This is a genomic window from Rufibacter ruber (assembly GCF_014138425.1).
Taxonomy (GTDB): domain Bacteria; phylum Bacteroidota; class Bacteroidia; order Cytophagales; family Hymenobacteraceae; genus Nibribacter; species Nibribacter ruber_C.
The window spans coordinates 1-25,375 of sequence record NZ_JACJIQ010000025.1 but is presented as its reverse complement, the minus strand read 5'-3'; the positions used below and the strand labels follow the sequence as shown (position 1 = coordinate 25,375).

The following is a 25,375-nucleotide window of genomic DNA, read 5'->3' as shown; positions in this document are numbered from 1 at the left end:
ATTCCATATTTTATGAAACCTGGAAATCTAGTATTGTTCGTCGTCTTCATTTTCAGCTCCGCTTTTGCCTTCGCTCAGGAAAAACCCAAAGAAGGCGGGTTGCTCTTAGACCAGCATGACAAACCCATCAGCAAAGAGGCCTTCCTCAAACTGATTGACCAGCCAGACATTATGCTGGCCAAAAATGACTCGCTGCCTATTTACAAGGCCGTAGGGGAGCGCTCAGAGAAAGGGCAGGTTGAAAACTATGAAAAAATAATCTCTACGCTCACACAAGCCAACATTGCCGTAGACCGAACCAAGCCGCTTGTCATAATTTACTATCCTGGAAAAGATGCCTGCAATTCATCTGGTTCAGGTTCTGCAGCAAACGTATCTCCACAAAAGGATGAATTGACGAGAAGGACCCAAAAGATTGCCAACGTGAATCCCGTGCGCATATACAGAACCTATGCAGGCTTAGAAAATAAAAGAAGCGGTGCTACTTGGCACAAAGACCCCGAGCAAGTAATTGAGAAAACATTCTTCAAGTACCACTACCCGTGTGGCTCTTATGTCATTCTAGCCCCTAACGGGAAGTATATCTCCTATTTCGGAGAGTTCATGCAAGAGCAGCTATTGAAAGAACTGAAGGAAATAATGAAAGGCAGCGGGTAGACCACTAAGGATTTCAATTTTGCATTTCTCTCAACATTTACATCGTCTTATAGAGAAGGAGCAGCCGTTAGGTCGCTCCTTCTTCGTTTTTGGGCAGTTTTGGCTAAAACAGGCCGAAAACAGCTCTTGATGTAATCATAATTTCTAAAGAACAATTGCTTCGCTTCGGCTTGCCCTCTTGAAAGGATCTTGTGAGTGAATTAGAAATACAAACCTACTCCCTGACCGCCGCTTGGTACTGTTCTTTTAAATCCATTATGCCACTTACTTTCTTATTTTCATTTCCCAAGGATGCCTTAAAAAGATTATATTCATATGCATACAAACCTAACAAAACTAGCCTCGTTATATCTAATTACATATAATTCACTACTTTTACAGAAAAGTATATCTGAAAACATATAATGAAGCGTTTAGCAGAGTTCGTGAAAGCCCGCAGGCGGGAAGTGAATCTTACCCAGGAGGAATTTGCGGAACGGGCGGGGGTGGCACTCACCGTCATCAGGAAAATTGAACAGGGAAAAACTAATCTGAACCTGGACAAAGTGAACCTGGTGCTAAACATGTTTGGGCATGAGCTGGCGCCGGTGAACAGGAAAGAACTGGGCCAATGAGACGGGGCAAAGTATTCTACCAAGACTGGTATGCCGGTCTGGTCACCGAAACCGAGGAAGGCGACTACGTTTTTCAATATGATGCGCAGTATGTGCAAGAGCACCCCAATGCCTTTCTCACCTTCACCATGCCCGTCACCGATAAACCTTATACTGACAACCGCCTGTTCCCCTTTTTTGAAGGATTAATCCCCGAGGGTTGGCTGCTGGAAATTGCTTCTACCAGTTGGAAGATAAACCGGAATGACCGCATGGGCCTATTGCTGGCCTGTTGTCAGAACTGCATTGGTGCGGTAAGTGTACACCCTATCCCAGAAGATGATGCAGCATAAATGCCTGTACTGTTATGAACCATTGGCGGGCCCTGCTTCTTTCCATAGCCAGTGCAGCCTCCAGTTCTTCGGGGCTGCTACCCCGCCACAGATACCTTACTCCCTAGACCAAATGACGGCTCTGGCGCAGGAGGTGGTAGAACGCAGCGTGACCGTGCCGGGGGTACAACCCAAGCTCTCTATGTCGCTGGTGAAAGAAGCCCAATCCTCCGCTGAAATCAGACTGACGGTGGTAGGCGCGTTGGGCGGAAACTACATTTTCAAACCGCCTTCTGATCAATTCCCGCAGATGCCCGAGAACGAGCACGTGACCATGCGCATGGCTGAGGCATTTGGCATACGGGTGGTTCCTTCCAGTTTGATCAGGTTGGTTTCTGGGGAACTGGCCTACCTTACCAAACGGATTGATCGCACCCCCACGGGGGAGAAAATCCATATGCTGGACATGTTCCAGATCACCGAAGCTTTTGACAAGTACAAGAGCTCTATGGAGAAAGTGGGCAAGGCCCTGCACAAATATTCAGATAACACGTTGCTAGACAAGATTCTCTTCTTTGAGCTGGCGGTGTTCAGCTTCCTGACGGGCAACAATGACATGCACCTGAAGAACTTCTCCATGCTCCAAAGTCCCTCGGGTTGGGTGCTGGCCCCTGCCTATGACCTCCTGAACGTAGCCATTGTTTTTCCAGAAGACACCGAAGAACTGGCGCTCACCCTGGGAGGCAAAAAGAAGAAACTCAAACGGGAGCACTTTGAACGCTTCGGGAAAGGGCTGGAACTGACTGACAAGCAGATTCAGGGAGTTTTTAAACGAATGGTGAAGAATAAGCGCCTCGCGCTGAAATGGATTGAAAAGTCTTTTTTGTCTGATGAGATGAAAGAGGCTTATGCGCAACTGCTCGAAGCACGGTATGTGCAGCTAAGCTTGTAAAGAATGGTGACTTCTCTTTAAGACCGGCTCAATTTCATGAAACTGGCCAAGTACGGCACCATGAAGCAACTGACATTAAAGAATCTGTTGGGTATTGAGTTAGTTGTTCGTTGGTAGTTATTCGTTTTTAGCAGAAGGAGTGGCCGTGAGGTTGCTCCTTTTGCGTTTTTGGGCTGTTTTGGCGAAAAGAGGCCGAAAACAGGTAAGGGCAGAAGTGGGCAATCAGAGAACGGCATTTCATCAACCCACTCCTTGCATACACGTATAATATTTTATATCTTACACGTATGGAAACCAAACTCACTTTAGTTCTTGACCAGAAAATTATCGCGAGAGCCAAGTCTTATGCTTCTCACAAAAAAACGAGTGTCTCAAAATTGGTAGAAGCGTATCTGGAAAAAATCACAGTGGACGAAAATGAAACTACAGAGATTTCGCCTTTGGTGAAAAGCCTTTCTGGAGTGCTTACGCTCCCTGCAGAACTTGACCATAAAAAGGAATATGGAGACCATTTAGCGGATAAGTACCTCCATGACTGAAATCTTCATTGACACCGATGTGTGCCTGGACCTTTTAGCCCAACGAGAACCGCACTATGTCTATGCCGCTTCGCTATTTACCCTCGCTGACAAAGGTGAGATAAAACTGTATGTTTCTTCCCTTTCTTTCTCAAACTTGTATTACCTTTTGTCCAGGCAATACTCCATGCCCGAAGCCCGGCGCATTTTAAGCAAGTTCAAGGTTTTGGTGCAGGTGTTGGCCGTAGATGACAAAGTCATTGAATTAGCCCTGCATTCTAAGTTCAAAGATTTTGAAGACGCCATTCAGTATTTTACTGCCATTGAAACTGGGATAAAGTTGCTGTTGACTAGGAATCTGAAGGATTATAAAAAGGCAGAGATACCGGTGCAGACACCGGAGTTGTTTTTGAAAGGGAGGGAGGTGTAGATTTAAGTATTAAAACATACCTTAACTTGTAGTTTATTCTCTCATGCGGGAGACTCGAAACCTAAGCAGATTTTATTAAAAAAACACTACATTTACATTTATTAACTATTTTCCTCCAAACCCCCTTTCGCCATTAAACACGTTACTTAAGACATATTTAACATCTGATGATATTTATTTTCAAAATAAGGTTATGCAATCAATCACAGAAAAACTCACAACAAATACTAGAGTAATAAAGAATCATTTCACCAAATATGGTGATACTTTCAAAGCGTTTAAAGAATTGATTAATAATTCAATTCAGGCAGGCGCTAAGAATATTAGAATAAATATAGTTTACAACAACTCGGCTAGCTGTAAATCTGGTATTGAAAAAATATCAATACTTGATGACGGTAGTGGTGTTTCTTTCTCTGAATTCAAAAAGAAAATTCTGCAAATAGGAACAAAAGTAAAGGAAAAAGGTCAGGGGATAGGAAGATTTAGTTCCTTTCAAATTGGAGAGTTAATGAAAATCGAAACCTTAGCTTATGATGAAAAGGAAAAAAGTTTTAGTAAAACTCTCTTTGGCATTGATACTACTGATCTAGAAGATATTGAACTTGAAAAGACTGACATAAAGGTTGATTTCCAAATTTTTGATGAAGCAGGCTTAACACCTTATTACAGAGTAGATATTGAGCACTTGCACCATAATACTCAGGCTAAAATTGCAAAAAAGAATAAAATTACCACAAACTTTTTAGAGTCAAATATTGCTCAAAGCCTTTTTGAGAATTATCCATATGAAATTTTTAATGGAAAAATAAACTTCTATGTAAATGAAAATAAGTTATTAAGGAGCGATTTTGTTATTGATGAGCCTGTGTTTAGAAACGTTATTTATACTGACAAGAACGGAAAAGAACACAATATCAACTTTTACTTCTACAATGTAAGATCAAACTTAAATAAAGTAAAGGTATTCTTCCAGATAGACAATGCTGGAATCAAATCAGTAGCATACGAATACACATATTCATCAGATTGGTATACACCAGACCTAGGAACTTGGTTTATATATATTGAATCCGACTTTTTCGATATTGATCTATTTAGAAATTTAGATATTGAATCCCTTGGAGAAGAAGAAATTAAAAACCTGAAGAATACTGTTAAGGAATCAATTAATGAATTTTTTAAAGCAAGGAATAAGCGCTTTGAAAAGTTTGTAAATAGTTTAGAAAATGACAAGTTCTACCCTTATAAAGATGATCAACCAGCTTCAATATCTCAAGAAGTGGTGTTTAAGAAAATTGCATATTTGCTTGAAGATGAACATCACTTAATTCAAAGGGATGAAAAGATAAGGAATTTTCTTTATCCTTTACTTGATAAAGCCATTAGCAATGGGAATATAGAATACATTTTCAAAAAAGTTTTAAAGTTATCTGAAGAAAACTTAGAAAAATTTCATTCACTTCTTCAGAAAACAGATTTAGAAGATGTGATACACTTTACTAGCCAAGTATCTGAAAAGCTAGAGTTCTTGAGCTTCCTCCATGAGCTTGTATATGGGGAAATTTCTAAATATTTAAAAGAAAGAAGTCAACTTCACAAGATCATTGAAAATGAGCTATGGCTATTTGGTGAAAACTATAATGGAGCGCCACATTTATGGTCAGACAAAAAAATCGGTAATATCTTAGATGAATTACGATATAAATTTTTTGGCTACAGCCCATCAGAGGAGGATGAAAACGTAATAGAGGTCGAAGGTAATATGGACGATATTACTGATTTATTCTTTTACAATGAAAGAATAACAGATAATGATGTTCGTGAAATAATGGTTGTTGAATTAAAGTCACCAAAATGCGCTATAGGTCAAAAAGAATTGAATCAAATTGATCGCTATGCGTTTACCATTGAAGAGAACTCCGCTTTACCGTCAGAGAAAGTAAAATATAAGCTTTTATTAATTTCTTCTAAACTTAACGGATACGCGAAATCAAAAGTAAAATCACAAAGAGAGAACTTTAAAGACAATCCATTCTTATATGACAGGAAAACAGAAAAAAATATAGAGGTTTATGTAATGGCTTGGTCAGAACTGATAGAATTAAACAAAAGGAAACTAGGCTATTTACACAACCAACTCTCAATTAAGGACAAATCTGTAAAGGAAAAATTTGAAACAGAATACCCCGATTTGATTGATGAAAAAATAAGCGCCCAGCTTAGAAAAGTATTATAATCTTCAGATACTTTTAAAACAAAAGAGGCCGCTTGAGATTTCTCCCAAGCGGCTTTTATATTCAAAACCAACTCTCCTTAGAACCCGGTCAATAAACCCTTTCAACGGTGCACTTGGCCGCATAGCTTCGGCTACTTTGCTAAAGTCTGGGTGGAAGTAACCGCCCATATCTACGGGCTTACCCTGCTCGGCAATTTGCTCCTGTACAATCTTCTCTTCGATCTCGGTCAGCGCTTTGGCCAGGGCTTGTGCCCAGTAAAGCGCCAGATAGAAGTGGCTTCCGCGGTTGTCAATGCCGCCTATTTTATTGTTTAAGCAGTTGCGCAAAGACCGCTTACTCCCGTAAAACTATTCTATCATATTTTGTAAAACGGGGAAGGAGCAGCTAATGGTTGCTCCTTCCCCGTTTTTGGTCTACTTTTAGAGAACATGGGTGATTCAACAAATATCTGTTTGTCTTGTGGGTCCTGTTGTGACGGCACTATGATTGGTTTTGTACAGCTTGGCCGTGAAGAGTTGCCTGTCATGAGAGAGTTCATGGACGTTGAGAATACAAATGGTGATGGTTTTTTCCTTCAACCCTGTCGCAACTATTGTGATGGTTGCACCATTTATCCTAATAGACCGAAACAATGCGCCAATTTTGAGTGCGGACTTTTAAAGTCTGTCGAACAAAAGGAACTAGATTTTGATTCGGCTGTTGAAATAGTCAACGTGTTGAGGCAAAAAAGAATCGCCATTGAAAAAAAGGGAGCGCTCCTACCCTTTGATCTTCAGTCCCCCTCCTTTTATTTTAGAATGCAGGAATTGAAAAAGCTGTTACAGAAAAACAAGCCTGAAGGGCCATCCACCCAAACTCATCTAGATTTACTATCAGACCTCCAGCAACTGGATACGCTGCTGTCAAAAGAATTTGGTGTCTCTCTGTTTTAAAAACAAGAGATGATTGACGAATAAAAAGGCCGCTTGAGATTTCTCCCAAGCGGCCTTTTTTGTTTAACCTCAGCTCCTCTTAGAACTGATCAATATAAGAGTTCAAGGTAGCGCTGGGCCGCATAGCTTCAGCAACTTTAGTGAAGTCTGGGTGGAAATAACCGCCCATGTCTACCGGTTTGCCTTGCTCGGCAATTTGCTCCTGCACAATCTTCTCTTCGTTCTCGGTCAACGCCTTGGCGAGGTCAGAGAAGCGGGCTTTCAGTTCCTCGTTCTTGGTTTGCTCCGCCAGGGCTTGAGCCCAGTAAAGCGCCAGGTAGAAGTGGCTGCCGCGGTTGTCAATGCCGCCAACTTTACGAGCCGGCGACTTGTCTTTCTCCAGGAACTCAGCATTGGCCGAATTCAGAGCCTCTGCTAATACTGCTGCTTTCTCGTTCTTGGTTTTGTAAGCCAGGTCTTCCAGCGAAACGGCCAGGGCCAGGAACTCACCCAGAGAATCCCAACGCAGGTAGTTTTCTTCCTGGAACTGCTGCACGTGCTTAGGCGCAGACCCGCCGGCACCGGTTTCAAACAATCCGCCACCGTCTAGCAACGGCACAATAGACAGCATTTTAGCGCTGGTACCCAGTTCCAGAATCGGGAATAAGTCGGTGAGGTAGTCACGCAGTACGTTACCGGTCACTGAGATGGTGTCTTTTCCGGCTTTAGCGCGCTCACAAGAGTAGCGCATGGCTTCTACCGGCGACATGATTTTCACCTCAAGGCCGTTGGTGTCGTGGTCTTGCAGGTACTTTTCTACTTTCTTGATCAGGTTGGCATCATGCGCGCGCTGCGGGTCTAACCAGAAAATGGCAGGCGCACCGGTAATGCGGGCGCGGGTAACGGCCAGCTTCACCCAGTCCTGAATTGGCAGGTCTTTGGTCTGGCACATTCTGAAGATATCGCCTTCCTCTACTTTCTGCTCCATAAGGGCGTTGCCGTTGGCGTCTACCACGCGCACGGTTCCGGCCTCCGTCATCTGGAAGGTTTTGTCATGCGAACCGTATTCTTCGGCCTTCTGGGCCATTAAGCCGATGTTCGGCACGGTGCCCATGGTTTTAGGGTCAAACGCGCCGTTCTCTTTGCAGAAATTGATGACTTCTTTGTAGATACCCGCGTAAGAACGGTCCGGAATCATGAACTTGGTGTCGTGCGGCTTGCCATCGGCGCCCCACATCTTGCCCGATGTTCTGATAGCGGCTGGCATAGACGCGTCAATAATCACATCATTGGGGAAGTGCAGGTTGGTGATGCCTTTGTCAGAATCTACCATGGCCAGGGCCGGTCCGTTCTCAATAGCCGCTTTCAAATCAGCTTCAATGGCCTCGCGCTTATCAGCCGACAGTTTCTGGATTTTGCTGTACACATCGCCTAAACCGTTGTTAGGGTCTACGCCTGCCTCTTTCAGCGCCTCAGCATGCTTTTCAAACACATCTTTGAAGAACACCGTCACGGCGTGGCCGAACATGATAGGGTCAGACACCTTCATCATGGTAGCTTTCAGGTGCAGAGACAACAGAATGCCCGATGCTTTGGCCTCGGCAATCTCTTTCTCAAAGAACGCGCGCAACGCCTTCTTGCTCATCACTGATGAATCAATCACCTCGCCTGCTTTCAGCGCGATGTTTTCTTTCAGGGTTTTGGCAGCACCGTCAGCGCCTACAAACTCAATCTTCACGCTGGTGGCGTTGTCTACTACCACAGACTGCTCGGTGCCGTAGAAATCGCCGCCGTCCATGTGGGCCACGTGTGATTTAGAGTCTGCTGACCAGGCACCCATGGAGTGCGGGTTCTTCTTGGCGTACTGCTTCACGGCATCGGCTACGCGGCGGTCAGAGTTTCCTTCGCGCAACACCGGGTTCACGGCACTGCCCAACACTTTGCCGTAGCGGGTTTTGATTTCCTGCTCAGCGTCATCTTTCGGCGTAGCCGGATAATCTGGAATATTATAGCCCTGCTCCTGCAGCTCTTTAATAGCGGCCGTCAACTGCGGAATAGAAGCCGAGATGTTGGGCAATTTAATGATGTTCGCCTCGGGAGTTTTGGCTAGTTCGCCCAGCTCGGCCAGGTCATCGGCTTGCCGCTGCTCAGCGGTCAGGTTCTCTGGGAACGTAGCCAGAATACGGCCCGCCAGGGAGATGTCTCGGGTTTCCACGTCAATACCGGCGGCCTTGGTGAACGCCTTGACAATGGGCAGGAACGACTGGGTGGCCAGGGCCGGGGCCTCGTCGGTGATGGTATAGATAATCTTGTTTGCTTTGCTCATGCTGTTCTTTTGGGTTAAAGATGATACGCCGGGGCGTCTAACGTAAGCCCCTATCTGCCGGGCAGGCTTCTACCAGGCAGACAAGGGCAAATATACGTGTCTTTTCAATACGGGCTAGCCCGAAGGCACATTCCTGCCCCGCTTTTCGCAGGGGCTGCGCCAGCGCTTTCTAAGCACTGTTTTTAGAGACAGCATTCCTGTTTTCGGGCTATTTTCTGAAAAACAGGCCGAAAACAGGAATTCAGGTAAGAGCATGTTTAAATTTGTCTTTTGCGCTGCAAACGGGTATCAAAAGAACCTGACTTTGCCTTTTTCTCGCACCATAGCGGGGCGTATGCTGCTCAAAAAACGCTATAGAAGAACCTTTCGCTCCCCGTTTTCGCTTGCTAAATCAAAATGTAAACAAGCTCTAAGCTGGCAGGAGCAGCTCAACCAGTACCGGGCAATGACTTTCAAGCAGGCAGGCTAAACATAAGGCTCCTCGGCTGTTCGGGGTTATGAACCCAGAACTTCAGCCCCTGCAAATTTGTAAAGCGCAGCGCCTGCCGGCTGCATGGTGCCGCAACGGGAACCGCACATCTGCTTAAGACCTGTTCCAGATGACAAATTAGAAAGAGAAACACGCATCAAATCTGGAGGAGCAGCGCATAGCAAGAGTAACAGCAACCGTTTAGCTTATAGAACTTTTCACCTAAGCCCCACCTGGCTTTACTTTTCAAACCACGTTCCGTATATAGCAGCATGAAGATATTTGCCCCTATTCTTGCCTCTACCCTGCTTTTCGGGTTTGGTTGCCAACCAAATACAGCTTCCCGGAACGCAGAGACTTCTACCGTAGAAACCGCCTCGCCTGCCCCGGCGGCCCCCACTACTGCAGAGACCCGGCAACAAGAGACGGTCCTTCAGCAAGACACCCTCAATGCGGTGCAGGAGGAGGTGGTGAAAAAGCCCACGCCCAAAGCGCAGGAAAACTTTACCGCTTTCTTCCAGAACTTTGAGGCCATCATCAAAAAGCAAGACACGGCGGCTTTCAACCAACTGATTGACCCCGAGCACGGGCTCTACCTCATTGACACGCCCGGTGCCCTGCCCCAGTTCACCCACGTCACAGATATCAGCACTTTTAAGCGGGCAGACATAGAACAGCGCCCCTTCTTCACCATCAGGGAAACCTTCAGAAACTGCCGGTTAGAGGAAGTCAAAACGCTGCCCAAGGTGACCTGCGAGGGAGATGCAGCCCCGTATGAGAAAAAAGGGTGCTTTGTGGCAGACGGTTCGGCGTTCCGGAAATACAACGCCTACCAATACGCCAGCCTACCCAAAGAAGAGGAAAGAAAAGTGGCCCAGACCCAGTTACTGGTCAACAAGACCGTGCTGCACACCGGCAGCGGCTTTAAATTCCATTTTGGGCAGATCAAGGGCCAGTGGCGGGTGCTGTTTATAGACTTGATGACGCCGTGCAGTGCATAATTGGTATCGCGTAGCAAGTAGCAAGATTTGGGAGGCAATTCTGTTATGTAGGCTGGCTGCATATAACCCAGCCTTACCCCAGGAGGGGAGTTATCTGGAATGCGTGGGAGACAAGGCGGTACCTGGTCTCTACATCAGGATTTGCTGCAACCCGTATTCAGCAGGTGTCAACATCCCCCTTCGCCCCCTTCAAAGGGGGAATATCTACTAAAGTGGCAGGCGCCAAACAACTCCCGCAAAAAAAGAACTGCAGGCTCATGCATTGCAGATAATTCCCCTCCTGGGAGGGGTAGGGGTGGTTAACTGCCAATGGTAATACCGCCGCAAATCTGATAAGGCAGGCAGGTAGCAATGGCACGTGAAATCTTCTTGGGGTGGAGCGCCGTAAAGGGGAATGCGCTTTCTGTTTTCGGGCTGTTTTCAGAAAAACAGCCCGAAAACAGAAATCACTCAGGACTTAGAACTCAAGACTCAGAACTACAAATATGGCCTGGCCTCCCCACCTTCCACCGCCCGACCCGCAACTGGTGAGAACCCTCACGGAGCAGCAGGAGAAACTGCGCCAGCAGGTGGTGCTCCAAAAACCGGACTTTGACCTGAAACTGCTGGCGGGCTGTGACTCGTCGTTTATTGGGGAGAATATCTTGTCGGTGTTTGTGGTGCTCACGTACCCGGAACTGGAGCTGGTGGAGAAAGTGTGGCACTACGGGCCGGTGGAGATGCCGTACATTCCGGGTTTCCTGGCCTTCAGAGAAGCGCCCAACCTGGTGCAGGCGTACGGCAAGCTGGAGCGCACCCCCGATTTGATCATGGTAGACGGCCACGGCATTGCGCACCCGCGCCGCCTGGGCATTGCCAGCCAATTGGGCGTGCTGCTGAACAAACCCACTATGGGCGTGGCCAAGAAAGTACTCACGGGCAAGTTTGAGGAACCGGCTTCCGTTAAAGGCAGCATCACGCCCCTCACCCACCGCCAGGAGCACATTGGCAACGTCATTCGCACCAAAGACAAGGTAAAGCCGGTGTTCGTCTCGCCGGGGCATTTGATGGACCTTGAAACCACCACCGCCCTGGCGCTGCAGACGTCCCTCAAGCACAAACTGCCGGAGCCCACCCGCCTGGCCGACCATTACGCCGAAGTCTTCAAAGCCGAAGTTGGGTAACTACCGGTACCATTTAGCGTTCTACCACTAAAAACAGAGCAAAGCACGTGCTGCTGCCCGGATGTTAAGGCAGGTTCGCCTCCAGCAACGCTTTTCAGATTCTGCACTGGCTCCTTTTACCTGAAATCCCAGAGGCTGGAACGCAAAGCAAGCCATTTGCTTCCAGCTGGGCGCCTTGGGGCTTACCCTAACTTAACCTGCCCCGCGGGGAATGCGTTATAAGAAGACGAACGTAATACCATCCCTCACCAATACACCTAACCCTTATGGAAACTTTGCACACCTTTACCGGCTCTACCCAAGATGAAATTTGGCAAAAAGTAGCCTATGACATGGCCAGCCAGAAAGAACTTCTCAGCTACTCGGCTCTGGTGCAGTTAAATGATACCCAAATCTATTTTGATACCGACCTTGATTTAGGCGGCGGCTTTGAGGGTGGCATCTCATCTACCAACTTCATGGCGCCGGTACCAGAAAATGTGTCGCTGCGTTTTTCCCTGCATGAGCAAGGGTGGATGGACGAGGTAGGCAAATTCTTCGGGATGGAAGATGTGGAACTGGGTTACCCAGACATAGACGAGGCCTTCATTATCAAAACCAACCAACCTGATACACTCAAACAGCTGCTCTCTGACCCTACGGTGCACCAGCTGCTCCTCAACCACAAAAGCTGCGAACTCAAACTGCATGATGACGCTGATGATTCTGGCCATGAGACCGTGCTTACCTTTTCTAAAGATGAAGCTATCTTAAACATAGCCGAACTGCGCGAAATCTATGACATGCTGTACAGGCTGTTACAGCAGCTGCGGCAGTTGGTGTAACAGGCGTAGACACTCGTAGGAGCTTCGCACACTACGAGGTCTGTTGAGCAGGCGGCGTTAAGTTTAGAAACTTTAAAAGATGCAGAAAAGTGTTCCTTTAGAAGCGGGCAAGTTTTACCACGTCTACACGCGCGGGAACAACAAAGAGACTGTCTTCATAAGTAAGGAAAACTATAATTACTTTTTGCAGTTGTACAGGAAGTATTTGACTCCTTATGTACACACCTATGCGTACTGCTTATTGCCAAATCATTTTCATTTGCTTGTCCAGGTAAAAGAGGAGGAGGCACTAAGATGGAAGAGCGCAGATGGTCAGATGGAGGAAAAGCTGGTGAATATCTCTCAGCAATTTTCACACTTGCTAAACGCATACACGAAAGCATTCAACGCAGTGAATAAAAGAGTTGGAAGCTTGTTTCAAAACAGGTTTGGCAGAAAAGAAGTTACCTCAGAAGCCTATTTTACACGCCTGGTGTACTACCTCCACTTCAACCCACAACATCATGGGATAGTAGAGGATTTTCAGGAATGGCCATATTCCTCGTACTACAGCCTTCTCTCCCTTAAGAAAACCAACCTGCTACGGGAGGAAGTGCTGCAATGGTTTGGCGGCAAAGACTGGTTTAAAAGCATTCATCTAGAAAACGCTGCAGACTTCAACTTCATTACCCCACTCTTAGAAGACGACCTATAGCGCTGGCTCAAATGACCTCGTAGTGTGCGAAGCTCCTACGAGTGTCTACGCCAACCACACCCAGCCATTCTGTCTTACAACTATTCAAACAGCCCATCCAACTCTGACATTATTTCCGAAAAACAGCCCCAAAACGCCTCGGCACCTGCTTTGCTTTACCCGTCGTAGGGTAAAAAACTAGAAACTACGGAAAAACAAAACATATGAACTTTAACAACTATACCATCAAAAGCCAGGAGGCCGTGCAGAAGGCAACCGAGATTGCCGGCGGCAACCAGCAGCAGGCCATTGAGACGGGGCACTTGCTGAAGGGTATCCTGCAGACCGACGAGAACGTGACCGGTTTCTACCTGAAGAAGCTGGGCGTGAACGTGAACCAATTCAACACCCGCCTGGACGAGATTGTGAACGCCTACCCTAAAGTGAGCGGCGGCAGTCCGTACCTGGGCAATGATGCCGCGGCGGCGTTACAGAAAGCCAACTCGTATTTGAAAGAATTTGGGGATGAGTACGTGGCCATTGAGCACTTATTGCTGGGCTTGCTGGCCGGCCGTGACAAAACCGCTACGCTCTTAAAAGACAGCGGTATCACGGAGAAAGGCCTGAAAGCAGCCATCAAAGAACTGCGCGGTGACTTTAAAGTGACTGACCAAAACGCCGAGGCGAAATACAACTCGCTCAAGCGTTACGCCATTGACCTGAACGAGCAGGCTCGCCTAGGCAAGATTGACCCGGTGATTGGCCGTGACGAGGAAATCAGGCGCGTGTTGCAGATTCTGAGCCGCCGTACCAAAAACAACCCGATTCTGCTGGGTGAGCCGGGCGTAGGTAAAACCGCCATCGTAGAAGGTCTGGCCCAGCGCATTGTGTCTGGTGACGTGCCCGAGAACCTCAAGTCCAAAACCATCATGAGTCTGGATATGGGCTTACTGGTAGCAGGAGCCAAATACAAAGGCGAGTTTGAGGAGCGTCTGAAAGCGGTCATCAAAGAAGTAGTAGACTCTGAAGGTGAAATTGTGCTCTTCATTGACGAGATTCACACCCTGATTGGAGCCGGTGCCGGTGGCGACAGCGCCATGGATGCCGCGAACCTTCTGAAACCAGCTCTGGCCCGCGGGGAATTGCATGCCATTGGTGCCACCACTTTGAAAGAGTACCAGAAGTACTTTGAGAAAGACAAAGCCATGGAGCGCCGCTTCCAGGCGGTGACGGTAGATGAACCCAGCATTCCAGATGCTATTTCCATCCTGCGGGGTATCAAAGAGAAGTACGAGCTGCACCACGGGGTTCGCATTAAAGATGATGCCATTATTGCTTCTGTGGAACTGTCCAGCCGCTACATCTCCGACCGTTTCTTGCCAGACAAAGCCATCGACTTAATTGACGAGGCAGCTTCCAAACTGCGCATCGAGATTGACTCTTTGCCAGTGGAGTTGGACGAGGTGCAGCGCAAAATCATGCAGCTGGAGATTGAGCGCGAAGCCATCCGCCGTGAGAACGACAAGGAGAAAGAGAACCTGCTTTCTAAAGAGATTGCTGATTTAAGCGAAACCCGTGACGCCCTTCGTGCGAAGTGGCAGAGCGAGAAACAGGTGATTGAAGGCATCCAGAAGCAGAAGGAAGCCATTGAGCAGTACCGTCTGGAAGCCGAGCAGGCCGAGCGGGCCGGTGATTACGGCCGCGTAGCCGAGCTGCGCTACGGTAAAATCCAGGAAGCCGAAGCCAAGCTACGCGAACTGCAGGAGCAGGTGAAACAGCAGCAGGAAGGTGACCGCATGCTACAGGAGGAAGTGACCTCTGAAGACATTGCTGAAGTGGTGGCCAAGTGGACCGGCGTACCGGTAAACAAAATGCTGCAAAGCGACCGCGAGAAACTGTTGCATCTGGAAGAAGAACTGGGCCGTCGCGTGGCCGGTCAGGAAGAAGCCATTGCCGCTATTTCTGATGCCGTGCGCCGCAGCCGGGCCGGCCTGCAAGACCCCAAACGCCCTATCGGTTCGTTTATCTTCCTGGGTACCACCGGGGTGGGTAAAACCGAGCTCGCCAAGGCGCTGGCCGACTTCCTGTTCAACGACGAGAACGCCATGGTGCGCATTGACATGAGTGAGTACCAGGAGCGCCACGCCGTGAGCCGTCTGGTGGGAGCGCCTCCGGGATACGTAGGCTACGATGAAGGCGGTCAGTTGACCGAAGCCGTTCGCCGGAAGCCGTACTCTGTGATTCTGCTGGACGAGATTGAGAAAGCGCACCCAGACGTGTTTAACATCTTGCTGCAAGTGCTGGATGATGGTCGTTTGACTGATAACAAAGGCCGCGTGGCCAACTTCAAGAACACCATCATCATCATGACGTCTAACATTGGGGCGCACATTATTCAGGAGAACTTCCAGCATCTGGATGAACTGAACCCTGAGCCCACCATTGACCGGACCCGTGACGAGGTGTTTGAGCTCTTGAAGAAGACCCTGCGCCCTGAGTTCCTGAACCGGATTGATGAGCTGATCATGTTCCGACCGTTGAGCTCCAAAGAGATCCGGAAGATTGTGGACATCCAGTTCCGTCAGATCCAAGACCGTCTGGAAGACACCGGCATCCGTCTGGAAGCCACCGACGAGGTACTGGACTTCCTGGGCCACGAGGGTTACGATCCGCAGTTCGGCGCCCGTCCGTTGAAGCGCGTGCTGCAACGTCGCATCCTGAACGAGCTGTCAAAAGCCATCCTGGCCGGAGACATCCGGAAAGATGCCGTGGTAGAAGCGGTACTGGAAGACGGCAACATCAAGTTCATCAACGTGGACATTGACCTGCCCATTGACAGGTAATTGATAGTGAGTGATTAAAAGTGGTGAAGCGGCCGGAGAATTTCTCCGGCCGCTTTTTTTACGGGCTTCCGTTTTGGGGCTGTTTTCTGAAAAACAGCCCCAAAACGACTTAGCGGGTTTTCTTCTCCCTGCGGAAAAGGTTTTTCAGTTGTTATGGCAAAAGCAACTGGCACAGACGCTCGCAGGTCTGAAAGACGCTACGAGGTCTTTTGAGCAGGCGGTACAGCGGGGGCAGGTGTATAGAACCCACCCTTCCCGGGAGGGGAGTTTTCTGGAATGCGTGCTCTCCTGAGTCAAACATCCCCCTTCGCCCCCTTCCAAAGGGGGAGTGTCAAAGTGAGTTCTGAGTTATGAGTCTTGAGTCCAGAGTCCTTTCTTTTCCCCTTAGGGAATTCAGCCGGAATGAAGCAGCAATGCCTGGTTTCGCCGCCGCGCCGCGGGGGCAGCCAGAGACCGCCCGTCATCAGTAGACACGATTCTGGGGACTCGCGCCAGCGCGTGAGTATCAGCTGGCGTTAGAAGGCACGGAAGTAACTTCCGCGCCATAGAGGGGCATGAGAGGGAGCTATAGAGGGCAGAAGTAATGTGAGGCTGCCGCCCCATGTAAGCTGAAAGCTTCCGCCATTGTAGGTCCAAGTTGGAAACTTGAACCAGAGAAAGCGGCAGGCAAGCAGCAAGAAGTAAACCAACAAACAACAATGAACAATCAACACTTCTGCTGGTGGCACCTCTGTTAATTAGCACTTCTGACCCTGGCTGATGTGCGCAGCACGGGCTCGCCACAGGCTAGCGGAACAGCAGCGGTTACCTGCAGAAACAGACAGAGCAAGTGAAGCTGATCAGGAAAGGAACTAGAACCAGTCCTGGGGGTGAGCGCCTCTGTTAATACGGTGCCGCTTCAGCGGCAAGGCCGGAGGGCCTAGTTTTAACAGCAGTGCGAGACGCCAGGACGGGGCCCCGCGGCCGTGAGCGCTTACCGGAAAAGATGAAACAATGCAGCTACTAAACCACCGCGACAAGCGCTAAAGCCAAGGGAGCAGCGGACTACGTATTCCTAAAATACCGGCACTGCAGCAAGCGGCAAAGCCAAGGGAATAACGAACTACGCATACACTCCTGCTAACAACAATGAAACAGAAGGGGCTTTTGATGCCCTGCTTCCAACTGCACTGCCAAGGCAACAGCAGACTTCGCCTTCCAGCCGCAGCCAGGGGAACAGCGATCTGTATTCCGTCAAGGGGAACAGCAAAGTAGATATTGCCACTGTAGCTACAACTTCCGGTGAAACCGCAGACTACCCATTCTTGCAGCAAACACTTCCGGTGAAAGCACACACTACTCTTTCCTGCACCTCCATCCAGCAAAAAGACACATATTTCTGTTTTTAGCCTGTTTTTCCAAAAACAAGTCAAAAACAGAAACTCATCAGCACCCTTGCCAGAGCCCCAGCATTTTCTAATTTTGTCAACTGTTCCTGTGTACCCCCTTATTCTTCTTTCTGTGTCTTCTGTCTTCTACACGTACCTCCAACTGGGCTTTCACCATATTTTCAACCTGCAGGCGTATGACCACATGGTATTTGTGCTGGCCATGTGCGCGGTGTACTCCGGCAGTGAGTGGCGTAGAATTCTGGCGCTGGTCACCAGTTTTACCGTTGGCCACTCTATCACGCTGGCGCTTTCCACGCTGGAGATGCTCACATTCAACACGGCCCTGATTGAACTCCTGATTCCCGTCACTATCTTAATCACCTGCCTGTACAATTTCACCCAACTGAACAAAGGCAAGAAAAAAGGCGGCGCGCTCTGGTCCTGGAACAATGTATTCGCCATTGCCTTCGGGCTAATTCACGGCATGGGGTTCTCCAATTACCTGAAGTCTTTGCTGGGGAAAGGGCAGAACATTGTGCTGGAGCTGTTTGCGTTTAACGTGGGCATAGAACTGGGGCAGTTGCTCATTGTGGCGCTGGTGCTGCTGATCAACCTCCTGCTCACCCACATCCTGCACGTAAAGAAACGGGACTGGATACTTGGCGTGAGCAGCGCCGCGGGGGCCATTGCGCTCATGCTGATTCTGGGCCAGGATTTATCGGCTGTTTTTTAGGGAACAGCCTTTTTTTTAGGGAACAGCCTTAAAACAGGAACGTACACCCCATGTTCCTTTTACATTTTCTCTCATGCTGGCGGAGTCATACAGAGTCTTGCAACTTCCGTACGGGGCGCAGATGCCCCAGATCAGGCAGGCCTACCGCCAGCTGGTACTCCAATACCACCCAGACCGGAACCGCCAACCGGGTGCCTATGAAGTATTCCTGCAAGTGCAGGCAGCGTATGAGTACCTCCAAAAGTACCACACCGTTGGCGTTGCCGCCCCTGCTTTTCCCCCTGCCCCCCAAACTGCTGCCACCAAAGCTGAACGCGACTGGGAAAAGTACCGGCACCTGTATGAACCGCCCGCAGACCCCAGAGAGTTTGCAGCCTGGGCCGAAGTTGCGCGCGAGCGGGTACGCCGCCAGAAGGAGAAAGACCATGCCGCCTACGTGCAGCGCACGCTGGAGATGAAAAAGCAATGGTGGTACGGCATTGCCTTGGCCAGCAGCTATGCCCTGCTCCTGGCCGGCAGTCTGACAGGAATTGTCATTGCCATCATTCCGTTTCTCTTTCTGCTGAGCGACCACCCCAAACGGGTGTTTCTGGCGGTCATTCTGGTGCCCGTTGGCTGGCGAATTGTCAACATCATGCAGAACTTCCGGCAAGACATCCGGCGCCACTTTGGGGAAGACCTGCCGGAAGAATGAAACTGGCACCCCGGCGTTTTTTTCTTTGGCGGCAAATCGCGAAATTGCCCTTTCACCCGAACCACAAACAACCCATCCGTTTCAATGAAGATATCTTTGCTCGCCGCCGGCCTGTTGCTTTCATTGGCAGGCTCCGCCTTGGCGCAAGAGAATACAGATAAATCAAAGTTCAGGCAGCTGGCACAGGAACTGCCCACCCCCAACGTGTACCGCTCCGCCTCCGGGGCTCCCGGCCATGAGTACTGGCAGCAGCGCGCCGACTACAACATCAAGGTGGAACTGAATGATGACAACCAGTCGGTGACCGGTTCTGAGACCATCACCTACACCAACCTGTCGCCAGACGTGTTGACGTACCTCTGGGTGCAGCTGGACCAGAATATCTTTGAGAAGAATTCCATGACCAGCCTCACCCAAACCAGCCGCATTCTCGCCAAGCCCACCTTTGAGGCCGCTGAGGCCCTGGCCGAGCAGACGTTTGACGGCGGTTACAAAATCAAAGCGGTAAAAGACGCCAACGGCAGAGCTTTGCCCTATGTGATCAACTTCACCATGATGCGCATAGACCTTCCAACGCCATTGAAGCCCAAGCAGAGCGTGAAGTTCAGTATTGACTGGTTCAACAACATCAATGACCAGAAGAAACAGGGTGGCCGCGGCGGTTACGAGTATTTCCCTAAAGACGGAAATTACGAGTACCAGATGGCCCAGTGGTTCCCGCGCATGGCCGTGTATGATGATGTGAACGGCTGGCAGCACAAGCAGTTTCTGGGCACGGGAGAGTTCGCGCTTCCGTTTGGGGATTACCGCGTGAGCATTACCGTTCCCGCTGACCATGTGGTGGCCTCTACGGGTGAACTGCAGAACCCAGACCAGGTCATGACCAGCACCCAGCGCAGCCGCATGGCACAGGCGCAAAAGGCAAACAAGCCCGTTCTCATTGTGACCCAGGCTGAGGCGGAGCAAGCCGAAAAAAACAAGGCCAAAGGTAAAAAGACGTGGGTGTATTCAGCTAAAAACGTGCGTGACTTTGCCTGGGCCAGCTCCCGTAAGTTCATCTGGGATGCCATGAACGTGAACGTAGCCGGCAAGAACACCTTGGCCATGAGCTACTACCCCAAAGAAGGCAACCCGCTGTGGGGACAGTACTCCACCGAGGTGGTGGCGCACACGCTAAAGGTCTACTCCAGGTTCACCATTGACTACCCGTACCCCGTGGCTATCTCAGTGCACGGCGCCGTGGGCGGAATGGAGTACCCTATGATCTCGTTCAACGGGGGTCGGCCAGAGGCCGATGGCTCGTATACCGAGCGCACCAAGTACGGCATGATCTCAGTGATCATCCACGAAGTGGGCCACAACTTCTTCCCCATGATCATCAACTCAGACGAGCGCCAGTGGACCTGGATGGATGAAGGCCTCAACACATTTGTACAGTACCTCGCAGAGCAGGAGTGGCAGCGGGATTACCCGTCGCGCCGCGGCGAGCCCCGTAACATTGTGGAGTACATGAAGATGGACAAGAGCCTGCAGCAGCCCATCATGACCAACTCTGAGTCTATCACCCAGCTGGGCAACAACGCCTATGGCAAACCGGCCACCGCCCTCAATATTCTGCGGGAGACAGTGATGGGCCGCAAGCTGTTTGACTATGCTTTCAAGGAATACGCGCGCCGCTGGGCCTTCAAACACCCCATGCCGGCAGATTTCTTCAGAACCATGGAAGACGCCTCTGGCACTGATCTGGACTGGTTCTGGAGAGGCTGGTTCTACACCACAGACCACGTAGACCAGGAACTGACGGGGGTGCGTTGGTTCAGTGTTGACTCCAGAAACCCAGAGGTGGAGAACGCCCGCCGCCGGTCAGAGATTAACGCGGCCCCGCAGAGCCTTTCCCAGCAGCGCAACCTGCAGGACATCCCCAAGACGCTGGTTGACGTGAAGCCGGAACTGAAGGATTTCTACAACACCTATGACCCACTGGCCGTGACCGAAGAAAGCAAAGCGCAGTACCAGAAGTACCTGCAGAGCCTCACCCCAGAAGAGCGCGCCTTCCTGGAAAAAGGCTTCAACTTCTATGAAGTGGGGGTTAGGAACAACGGCGGACTGGTGATGCCCCTGGTGGTACAGATGAACTTTACAGACGGCACCAACCAGGTTGTGCGCATCCCCGCTGAAATCTGGCGCTACAATGAGCAGGAGATCACCAAAGTGTTTGTCACTGAAAAACCCGTGGCCAGCTTTGTGCTAGACCCTTTCCAGGAAACGGCAGACATCAACCTAGACAACAACGCTTATCCGCAGCGGGCCCAGCCTTCACGGTTTGAACTGTTCAAGCAGCAGCCCCAGGGTAATACGCCAAACCCGCTCCAGCAGCAGATGCAACGCCAGCAAGGGAACGGCAGATAGCTTCTATTTTTGGCCTGTTTTCTGAAAAGTAGGCCCAAAACAGAAAGGAACAAACAGAAAGGCTCCACTAGTGGGGAGCCTTTCTGTTTTTCTGGCCATTTCACCCGTGCCTGGCAGAGGAACGGCTGGGTATTTCCTGGCTTTTGCTCTATTGTACCACCCCGTAGACCTGCAACAAAGAACTGATTTGCATTGGGAGCAGGGGGCCTTCACTTCAAGATTACGTTTTTGGCGTGTTTTGTAAAAAGTAGGTCAGAAACGGAAAATGGTGCAGACGCCCACAGGTGCTGCGCACGCTACAAGGTCTTTTTGAAATTGCTGATTGTTCATTGCTGATTTAAATAAAGGAACTGGCGCGCGACTCCTGTCTTGTGCCATGGGCTGGGGCGAGTCTCCAGGCTCGCCGGGAACTGTATGACGTTCAGGAATACGTGGAACCCACCCCTACCCCTCCAGGGAAGGGAATTTCAGCAATGCGTGGGACCTATGCCCTATGCCCGTATACCTCTGGCATGCGTGTTCAGCAGGTGTCAACATCCTCCTTCGCCCCCTTCAAAGGGCAGTGCCGTTAAGTTCTACTAAAATGAAGTTGCTCTTCCTGATTTGCAATCCGGAAGCAGGTAATGCGGGGATTTGCAATCCCCGTCTCAGCCCTCCAGACCTGCACAAGCCGCGGATTACAAATCCGCAGGATACGCTAGTTCGGAATTGCAAATCCCGAACAGCCGAGAACTTAACAGCCCTGCCCTTCAAAAGGGAGGTAACGAAAGGAGTCCTGAGTCTTGAGTTCTGAAGTCATTTAATCCCGCTCTGGCAATCCAGCACGGGCAAACCAGCACTGCGCATGGTCGCTGCCCGGCAGCGAGGGTAGTCAGAGACTACCCATCATCATTAGACACGAGTCTGGAGACTCGCGCCAGCAGGACCTGCTGCAGTTGCTGTAGCTGCTGCAGCAGCCACTATCAGTCTGCCATAGCCAATCCACCACTTCTGCCCCCCGACTGATGTGCGCAGCACGGGCTCGTCTCAGGCTAGCGGATCTACAATAGTTACCTGCAGAGGCAGCAATAAACAGGAAAGACTGATCAGGAAAGGGACAGAGACCAGTCGTGGGGATGAGCGCCTCTGGTTCTCGGTGCTGCTTTAGCAGCAAAACCGAAGGTTTAGAGAAGCAGCAGTGCGAATCGCCAGGACGGGGCCCCGCGGCCGTGAGCGCTTACCGGAAAAGATGGAACAGCAAAGTGATTGCGCACCGGAGCAAACGGCAGAGCCATGGGAACAGCAAACCACGTATTCCCACAACAGCAGCACTTCGTCAACCAGACCAGCCAAGGGAATATATAAATTACACATTCCAGCAGAAGCAATTCAAAAAGAAAGTTCGTGAGGCATTACAGCAACTTGTATAGATTAGTGAACAGTATAACATTACAACTGCAACAACACCAACCGTAACTTAAACCTTTGCACCGCATAAAAAAGCAGCAGGCCGTTCTACAAAAGAACGGCCTGCTGCTTTTTTATTAAAGAAATTCCTATTTAATCCTTCTTCTTAAAATCCCCATTCTTGATTGACTTAATCACCTGATACCAGGCAAACGGGTTCAAAAGCGGGTTATTGGCCGCAGGGTTGTACCCGCCGCGCCGCAGCATCTGCTGGTTCTGCAGATTAATATAGTTGCGGTAATTGGAGTTTCCATCCATGGGGGTGTTCCGGAACATCTGCTCCAGAATCTGGGCACTCATGGCATTCTGCTCATCAATGCCTTTGTCAGGCAGTTCCATGGCAAGCACCGCCTGGGTAAACTCCCGGAAAGTGGCGTACGGGAACACCCGTACCTCTGGCAACACATTGGGGTCTTCCAGCATCTCTATGATGACAGAATAACTGTCGCGCTCAAAAGACTGCGGCACAATGATAGACTGCTTGGCGTACCCCAAGGAACTGAAGACCACACTATCGCCGGCCAGAACCGGTATAGAGAAAAAGCCATACTCATTGGTGTTGGTGCCACGCCCGGCTTTGGGTATCACCACACTGGCCCCGGGCAAACCCAAAAGGCTGTCACCCGCCGTGACGACCCCGGTTAATTGAATCACTTTTTTTCCGCCCTGGGCGCACACCGGGTTCCAGCTACCGCCCAGAAACAAGAAGAGGAGTACGCCAAAAACTAAAAAGGCGGGTTTAAAGCGTGAAAGCAGAAAAGAGGGTTTGGTATATAGCGTTGTCATGGGTAAGTTCGTTTACAAGTATAGGCTTTTTATGGTACTTTGTGCCGCTAGAGGACTTTTTTATTTACGGGAACCGCACCATGAGGCTCAAAAATTTTAACGTTGGTTTTGGTGAACAAGTATTCAGGGCCATGGGAGACTCTTCCAGAATCAGAATTCTGAACCTGCTGCTCAAAAACAAGGAACTTTGCATTGCTGATCTGGAACTGGTGCTGGACTTTACCCAGACCAAAACCTCACGCCACCTGATTTACCTGAAGAACGCCGGCATGGTCTCCTTCCGTAAACAGGATCAGTGGGCGTTTTATTATATCAAAGATGAGATGATGGACTTTCTGGGGCAGATGTTTGGGTATTTAGAGCGCGACCCGCAGTTGCTGAAAGACCAGGACGTGTACAAGACCTTGTATTCTAACAGGGAGTTGGCTGTGAACCGGCTGCAGCAGCGGCATTTCACGGGATTTATCAGCTAGACCATAAAAGGAAGAACTTTGCCCACCCGCCAGCCGTTCCTCTTAGGCGCAGCATTAGCTTTATGAGAAAACCAAAGACTTACCGTCACCTGTTCTTTGACCTGGACCACACCCTGTGGGACTTTGAGAAGAATTCAGAAGAGACGCTCCACCACCTGTATGACCATTTCAACCTAGGCCAGCTGGGCAGCTTCAGCCGTGACTCTTTCTACCGCAAGTACAGCTTCATTAACCAGCGGCTCTGGGATCTCTACCACAAAGGCAAGATCACGCAGCAGGAACTGCGGGAGAAGCGGTTTGTGAAGTGCCTCACCGGCTTAGGGGTGCCTGAAGCCGAGGTGCCTGAAGGACTCAGTGAAGCCTTTACCAGCCTCTGCCCTACTAAAACCGCCGTTTTCCCCTTCACGCATGAGGTGCTGGGGTACCTGAAGGAGAAATACATTCTGCACATCATCACCAACGGGTTCAAAGACGTACAGTACATTAAAATGAGGTCGTCTGGGTTAGATGCGTATTTTTCAGAGATCATTACCGCAGAATGCATCAACTGCACCAAACCAGACAAACGAATTTTTCAGCATGCGCTGGAGCGGGCCGGTATCACCGCGCAGGAAAGCCTTATGATTGGCGACAGCCTGGAGGCTGATATCCTGGGGGCCATGAATGCGGGCATAGATGCGGTTTTTTTTAACCCCGAGCGCAAAAAGCCGCGTATGCGGCCCACCTACACGGTTACCTGCCTGAGTGAACTCAAGACGTTTCTGTAAACCTGTTTTGGGGCTGTTTTGGCAAAAACAGCCCCAAAACAGGGAACATAATTCTGCTGGTTTTTGTCTAGTATTTGGTTACTTTTGCAGGCTGTTGGCCGTAAAAGGCCAGAGAAGTTCTTTCACAATTGGGGATGACCGGAATTGACAGCTTGAGCAAGCTGGGTGTAAGCATGTCGGGCGTTGGCAGAATTTCCCGTAAATCAAAACTGACCGAACAATTATCTGGCGAGTCTAACTACGCCATGGCTGCCTAATCTAGGTATTAGGTAAATGCCATTGTTCTGCAGCCCCTCTGAACGGTGGGAGCTGGTCACAGGGCATCGTAATGCCGTTCTAGCAGAGGCTAAGGTGTGGAGTCTGTGCGAAGCTAAAGCACCTACGGTGTCTTCTTAGGCGAGTTCTGGGCCTGAAGCCACCTGACAATCTAATCAGGACTAAACATGTAGAAAGCGCTCAAGTTTCCTTGTCTGGACCAGGGTTCGACTCCCTGCATCTCCACAAAACAAAAAGCCTGACTATTGAGTTATAGTCAGGCTTTTTGTTTTCTCTATGCCATGCCTACTTCTAAAAGTGCCAGAGCGGTTTTCCTGTTCAGTTTGCGTTAGCCAATTTTACTGAGGCTGGGTCAGGTGCTCCCCATCATTTGTTTGAATCATCAATTTTGTCTATGAAGCTGTTTAGAGTTTAATAACTTCCAAAGAATTAGGGAGGTAAAAGTGTTTGCGACAACATTTCTCACCAAGCCCTAACTCAATGGAAGCG

Annotated in this window: 22 protein-coding genes and 1 other RNA gene; 20 read left to right on the top strand and 3 right to left on the bottom strand. The window is 49.6% G+C overall.

Annotated features, from left to right (window positions below; genetic code table 11):
* Positions 1-12: 12 nt before the first annotated feature.
* From FHS90_RS20770 to FHS90_RS20740, 7 genes are all read left to right on the top strand, one after another.
* Positions 13-657 carry a hypothetical protein gene (locus FHS90_RS20770; protein ID WP_182514435.1) on the top strand — a complete coding sequence of 215 codons (645 nt, stop codon included), beginning with the start codon at positions 13-15 and terminating at the stop codon, positions 655-657.
* Positions 658-1,061: 404 nt separating this feature from the next.
* The gene (locus FHS90_RS20765; protein WP_182514434.1) at positions 1,062-1,271 is read left to right on the top strand and encodes a helix-turn-helix domain-containing protein; all 210 of its coding nucleotides are present in this window, start codon (positions 1,062-1,064) and stop codon (positions 1,269-1,271) included.
* Positions 1,268-1,603, top strand: coding sequence for a HipA N-terminal domain-containing protein (locus tag FHS90_RS20760; protein WP_182514433.1), 336 nt, complete (start codon positions 1,268-1,270; stop codon positions 1,601-1,603). Before FHS90_RS20765 ends, FHS90_RS20760 begins: the two co-directional genes overlap by 4 nt.
* Positions 1,590-2,534 carry a HipA domain-containing protein gene (locus FHS90_RS20755; protein WP_246387277.1) on the top strand — a complete coding sequence of 315 codons (945 nt, stop codon included), beginning with the start codon at positions 1,590-1,592 and terminating at the stop codon, positions 2,532-2,534. The genes FHS90_RS20760 and FHS90_RS20755 overlap by 14 nt, the downstream gene beginning before the upstream one ends.
* A gap of 287 nt (positions 2,535-2,821) precedes the next feature.
* Positions 2,822-3,073, top strand: a complete 252-nt coding sequence (locus tag FHS90_RS20750; protein ID WP_182514432.1) for a DUF6364 family protein — start codon at positions 2,822-2,824, stop codon at positions 3,071-3,073.
* Positions 3,066-3,482 carry a type II toxin-antitoxin system VapC family toxin gene (locus FHS90_RS20745; RefSeq protein ID WP_182514431.1) on the top strand — a complete coding sequence of 139 codons (417 nt, stop codon included), beginning with the start codon at positions 3,066-3,068 and terminating at the stop codon, positions 3,480-3,482. The genes FHS90_RS20750 and FHS90_RS20745 overlap by 8 nt, the downstream gene beginning before the upstream one ends.
* A 193-nt stretch (positions 3,483-3,675) precedes the next feature.
* On the top strand, positions 3,676-5,721 hold the full coding sequence (locus tag FHS90_RS20740; protein ID WP_182514430.1) for an ATP-binding protein: 2,046 nt from the start codon (positions 3,676-3,678) through the stop codon (positions 5,719-5,721).
* Positions 5,722-5,724: 3 nt separating this feature from the next.
* Here FHS90_RS20740 and FHS90_RS22675 read toward each other — a convergent pair whose 3' ends face one another.
* A complete protein-coding gene (locus tag FHS90_RS22675; RefSeq protein ID WP_182514429.1) occupies positions 5,725-6,048 on the bottom strand; it encodes an NADP-dependent isocitrate dehydrogenase in 324 nt (107 codons plus the stop codon).
* 156 nt (positions 6,049-6,204) lie between these two features.
* On the opposite strand from FHS90_RS22675, the gene FHS90_RS20730 reads away from it, so the two are divergent.
* A complete protein-coding gene (locus tag FHS90_RS20730) occupies positions 6,205-6,654 on the top strand; it encodes a hypothetical protein (protein ID WP_182514428.1) in 450 nt (149 codons plus the stop codon).
* Between the two features lie 79 nt (positions 6,655-6,733).
* Here FHS90_RS20730 and FHS90_RS20725 read toward each other — a convergent pair whose 3' ends face one another.
* Entirely contained in the window at positions 6,734-8,959 is a 2,226-nt protein-coding gene (locus FHS90_RS20725; protein ID WP_182514427.1) for an NADP-dependent isocitrate dehydrogenase, read from the bottom strand.
* 253 nt (positions 8,960-9,212) lie between these two features.
* Here FHS90_RS20725 and FHS90_RS20720 point away from each other — a divergent pair, with 253 nt between their 5' ends.
* From FHS90_RS20720 to FHS90_RS20680, 9 genes are all read left to right on the top strand, one after another.
* A complete protein-coding gene (locus tag FHS90_RS20720) occupies positions 9,213-9,428 on the top strand; it encodes a hypothetical protein (RefSeq protein WP_182514426.1) in 216 nt (71 codons plus the stop codon).
* Positions 9,429-9,700: 272 nt separating this feature from the next.
* Positions 9,701-10,429: a hypothetical protein gene (locus FHS90_RS20715; RefSeq protein WP_182514425.1), complete on the top strand. Its 729-nt coding sequence runs from the start codon at positions 9,701-9,703 to the stop codon at positions 10,427-10,429.
* A gap of 485 nt (positions 10,430-10,914) precedes the next feature.
* Positions 10,915-11,592: a deoxyribonuclease V gene (nfi, locus tag FHS90_RS20710; RefSeq protein WP_182514424.1), complete on the top strand. Its 678-nt coding sequence runs from the start codon at positions 10,915-10,917 to the stop codon at positions 11,590-11,592.
* 266 nt (positions 11,593-11,858) lie between these two features.
* Positions 11,859-12,416 (top strand): hypothetical protein, encoded by a 558-nt coding sequence (locus FHS90_RS20705; protein ID WP_182514423.1) that lies wholly within the window; start codon positions 11,859-11,861, stop codon positions 12,414-12,416.
* 79 nt (positions 12,417-12,495) lie between these two features.
* Positions 12,496-13,110: a hypothetical protein gene (locus tag FHS90_RS20700; RefSeq protein ID WP_182514422.1), complete on the top strand. Its 615-nt coding sequence runs from the start codon at positions 12,496-12,498 to the stop codon at positions 13,108-13,110.
* A 203-nt stretch (positions 13,111-13,313) separates the two neighbouring features.
* Positions 13,314-15,932 carry an ATP-dependent chaperone ClpB gene (gene clpB / locus FHS90_RS20695; RefSeq protein WP_182514421.1) on the top strand — a complete coding sequence of 873 codons (2,619 nt, stop codon included), beginning with the start codon at positions 13,314-13,316 and terminating at the stop codon, positions 15,930-15,932.
* Between the two features lie 1,461 nt (positions 15,933-17,393).
* Positions 17,394-18,035, top strand: coding sequence for a HupE/UreJ family protein (locus FHS90_RS20690; RefSeq protein WP_220483120.1), 642 nt, complete (start codon positions 17,394-17,396; stop codon positions 18,033-18,035).
* A 97-nt stretch (positions 18,036-18,132) separates the two neighbouring features.
* On the top strand, positions 18,133-18,729 hold the full coding sequence (locus tag FHS90_RS20685) for a J domain-containing protein (protein ID WP_182514420.1): 597 nt from the start codon (positions 18,133-18,135) through the stop codon (positions 18,727-18,729).
* Between the two features lie 84 nt (positions 18,730-18,813).
* Positions 18,814-21,138, top strand: coding sequence for a M1 family metallopeptidase (locus FHS90_RS20680; protein WP_182514419.1), 2,325 nt, complete (start codon positions 18,814-18,816; stop codon positions 21,136-21,138).
* Positions 21,139-22,677: 1,539 nt separating this feature from the next.
* On the opposite strand, the gene FHS90_RS20675 is transcribed toward FHS90_RS20680, so the two are convergent.
* Positions 22,678-23,370 carry a carboxypeptidase-like regulatory domain-containing protein gene (locus tag FHS90_RS20675; protein WP_182514418.1) on the bottom strand — a complete coding sequence of 231 codons (693 nt, stop codon included), beginning with the start codon at positions 23,368-23,370 and terminating at the stop codon, positions 22,678-22,680.
* Positions 23,371-23,450: 80 nt separating this feature from the next.
* On the opposite strand from FHS90_RS20675, the gene FHS90_RS20670 reads away from it, so the two are divergent.
* The 3 genes from FHS90_RS20670 to ssrA all read left to right on the top strand — a co-directional run bounded on the left by FHS90_RS20670 (position 23,451) and on the right by ssrA (position 25,114).
* On the top strand, positions 23,451-23,843 hold the full coding sequence (locus tag FHS90_RS20670) for an ArsR/SmtB family transcription factor (protein WP_066831815.1): 393 nt from the start codon (positions 23,451-23,453) through the stop codon (positions 23,841-23,843).
* A gap of 62 nt (positions 23,844-23,905) precedes the next feature.
* On the top strand, positions 23,906-24,610 hold the full coding sequence (locus FHS90_RS20665) for a YjjG family noncanonical pyrimidine nucleotidase (RefSeq protein WP_066831773.1): 705 nt from the start codon (positions 23,906-23,908) through the stop codon (positions 24,608-24,610).
* 130 nt (positions 24,611-24,740) lie between these two features.
* Positions 24,741-25,114: a transfer-messenger RNA gene (gene ssrA / locus FHS90_RS20660) on the top strand.
* Positions 25,115-25,375 lie beyond the last annotated feature (261 nt).

Bases quoted from the DNA above. Each gene is read 5' to 3' on its own strand.
- FHS90_RS20770 (WP_182514435.1), top strand. From the start codon at position 13: ATGAAACCTGGAAATCTAGTATTGTTCGTCGTCTTCATTTTCAGCTCC.
- FHS90_RS20765 (WP_182514434.1), top strand. From the start codon at position 1,062: ATGAAGCGTTTAGCAGAGTTCGTGAAAGCCCGCAGGCGGGAAGTGAAT.
- FHS90_RS20760 (WP_182514433.1), top strand. From the start codon at position 1,268: ATGAGACGGGGCAAAGTATTCTACCAAGACTGGTATGCCGGTCTGGTC.
- FHS90_RS20755 (WP_246387277.1), top strand. From the start codon at position 1,590: ATGATGCAGCATAAATGCCTGTACTGTTATGAACCATTGGCGGGCCCT.
- FHS90_RS20750 (WP_182514432.1), top strand. From the start codon at position 2,822: ATGGAAACCAAACTCACTTTAGTTCTTGACCAGAAAATTATCGCGAGA.
- FHS90_RS20745 (WP_182514431.1), top strand. From the start codon at position 3,066: ATGACTGAAATCTTCATTGACACCGATGTGTGCCTGGACCTTTTAGCC.
- FHS90_RS20740 (WP_182514430.1), top strand. From the start codon at position 3,676: ATGCAATCAATCACAGAAAAACTCACAACAAATACTAGAGTAATAAAG.
- FHS90_RS20730 (WP_182514428.1), top strand. From the start codon at position 6,205: ATGATTGGTTTTGTACAGCTTGGCCGTGAAGAGTTGCCTGTCATGAGA.
- FHS90_RS20725 (WP_182514427.1), bottom strand. From the start codon at position 8,959: ATGAGCAAAGCAAACAAGATTATCTATACCATCACCGACGAGGCCCCG.
- FHS90_RS20720 (WP_182514426.1), top strand. From the start codon at position 9,213: ATGTTTAAATTTGTCTTTTGCGCTGCAAACGGGTATCAAAAGAACCTG.
- FHS90_RS20715 (WP_182514425.1), top strand. From the start codon at position 9,701: ATGAAGATATTTGCCCCTATTCTTGCCTCTACCCTGCTTTTCGGGTTT.
- nfi (WP_182514424.1), top strand. From the start codon at position 10,915: ATGGCCTGGCCTCCCCACCTTCCACCGCCCGACCCGCAACTGGTGAGA.
- FHS90_RS20705 (WP_182514423.1), top strand. From the start codon at position 11,859: ATGGAAACTTTGCACACCTTTACCGGCTCTACCCAAGATGAAATTTGG.
- FHS90_RS20700 (WP_182514422.1), top strand. From the start codon at position 12,496: ATGCAGAAAAGTGTTCCTTTAGAAGCGGGCAAGTTTTACCACGTCTAC.
- clpB (WP_182514421.1), top strand. From the start codon at position 13,314: ATGAACTTTAACAACTATACCATCAAAAGCCAGGAGGCCGTGCAGAAG.
- FHS90_RS20680 (WP_182514419.1), top strand. From the start codon at position 18,814: ATGAAGATATCTTTGCTCGCCGCCGGCCTGTTGCTTTCATTGGCAGGC.
- FHS90_RS20675 (WP_182514418.1), bottom strand. From the start codon at position 23,370: ATGACAACGCTATATACCAAACCCTCTTTTCTGCTTTCACGCTTTAAA.
- FHS90_RS20670 (WP_066831815.1), top strand. From the start codon at position 23,451: ATGAGGCTCAAAAATTTTAACGTTGGTTTTGGTGAACAAGTATTCAGG.
- FHS90_RS20665 (WP_066831773.1), top strand. From the start codon at position 23,906: ATGAGAAAACCAAAGACTTACCGTCACCTGTTCTTTGACCTGGACCAC.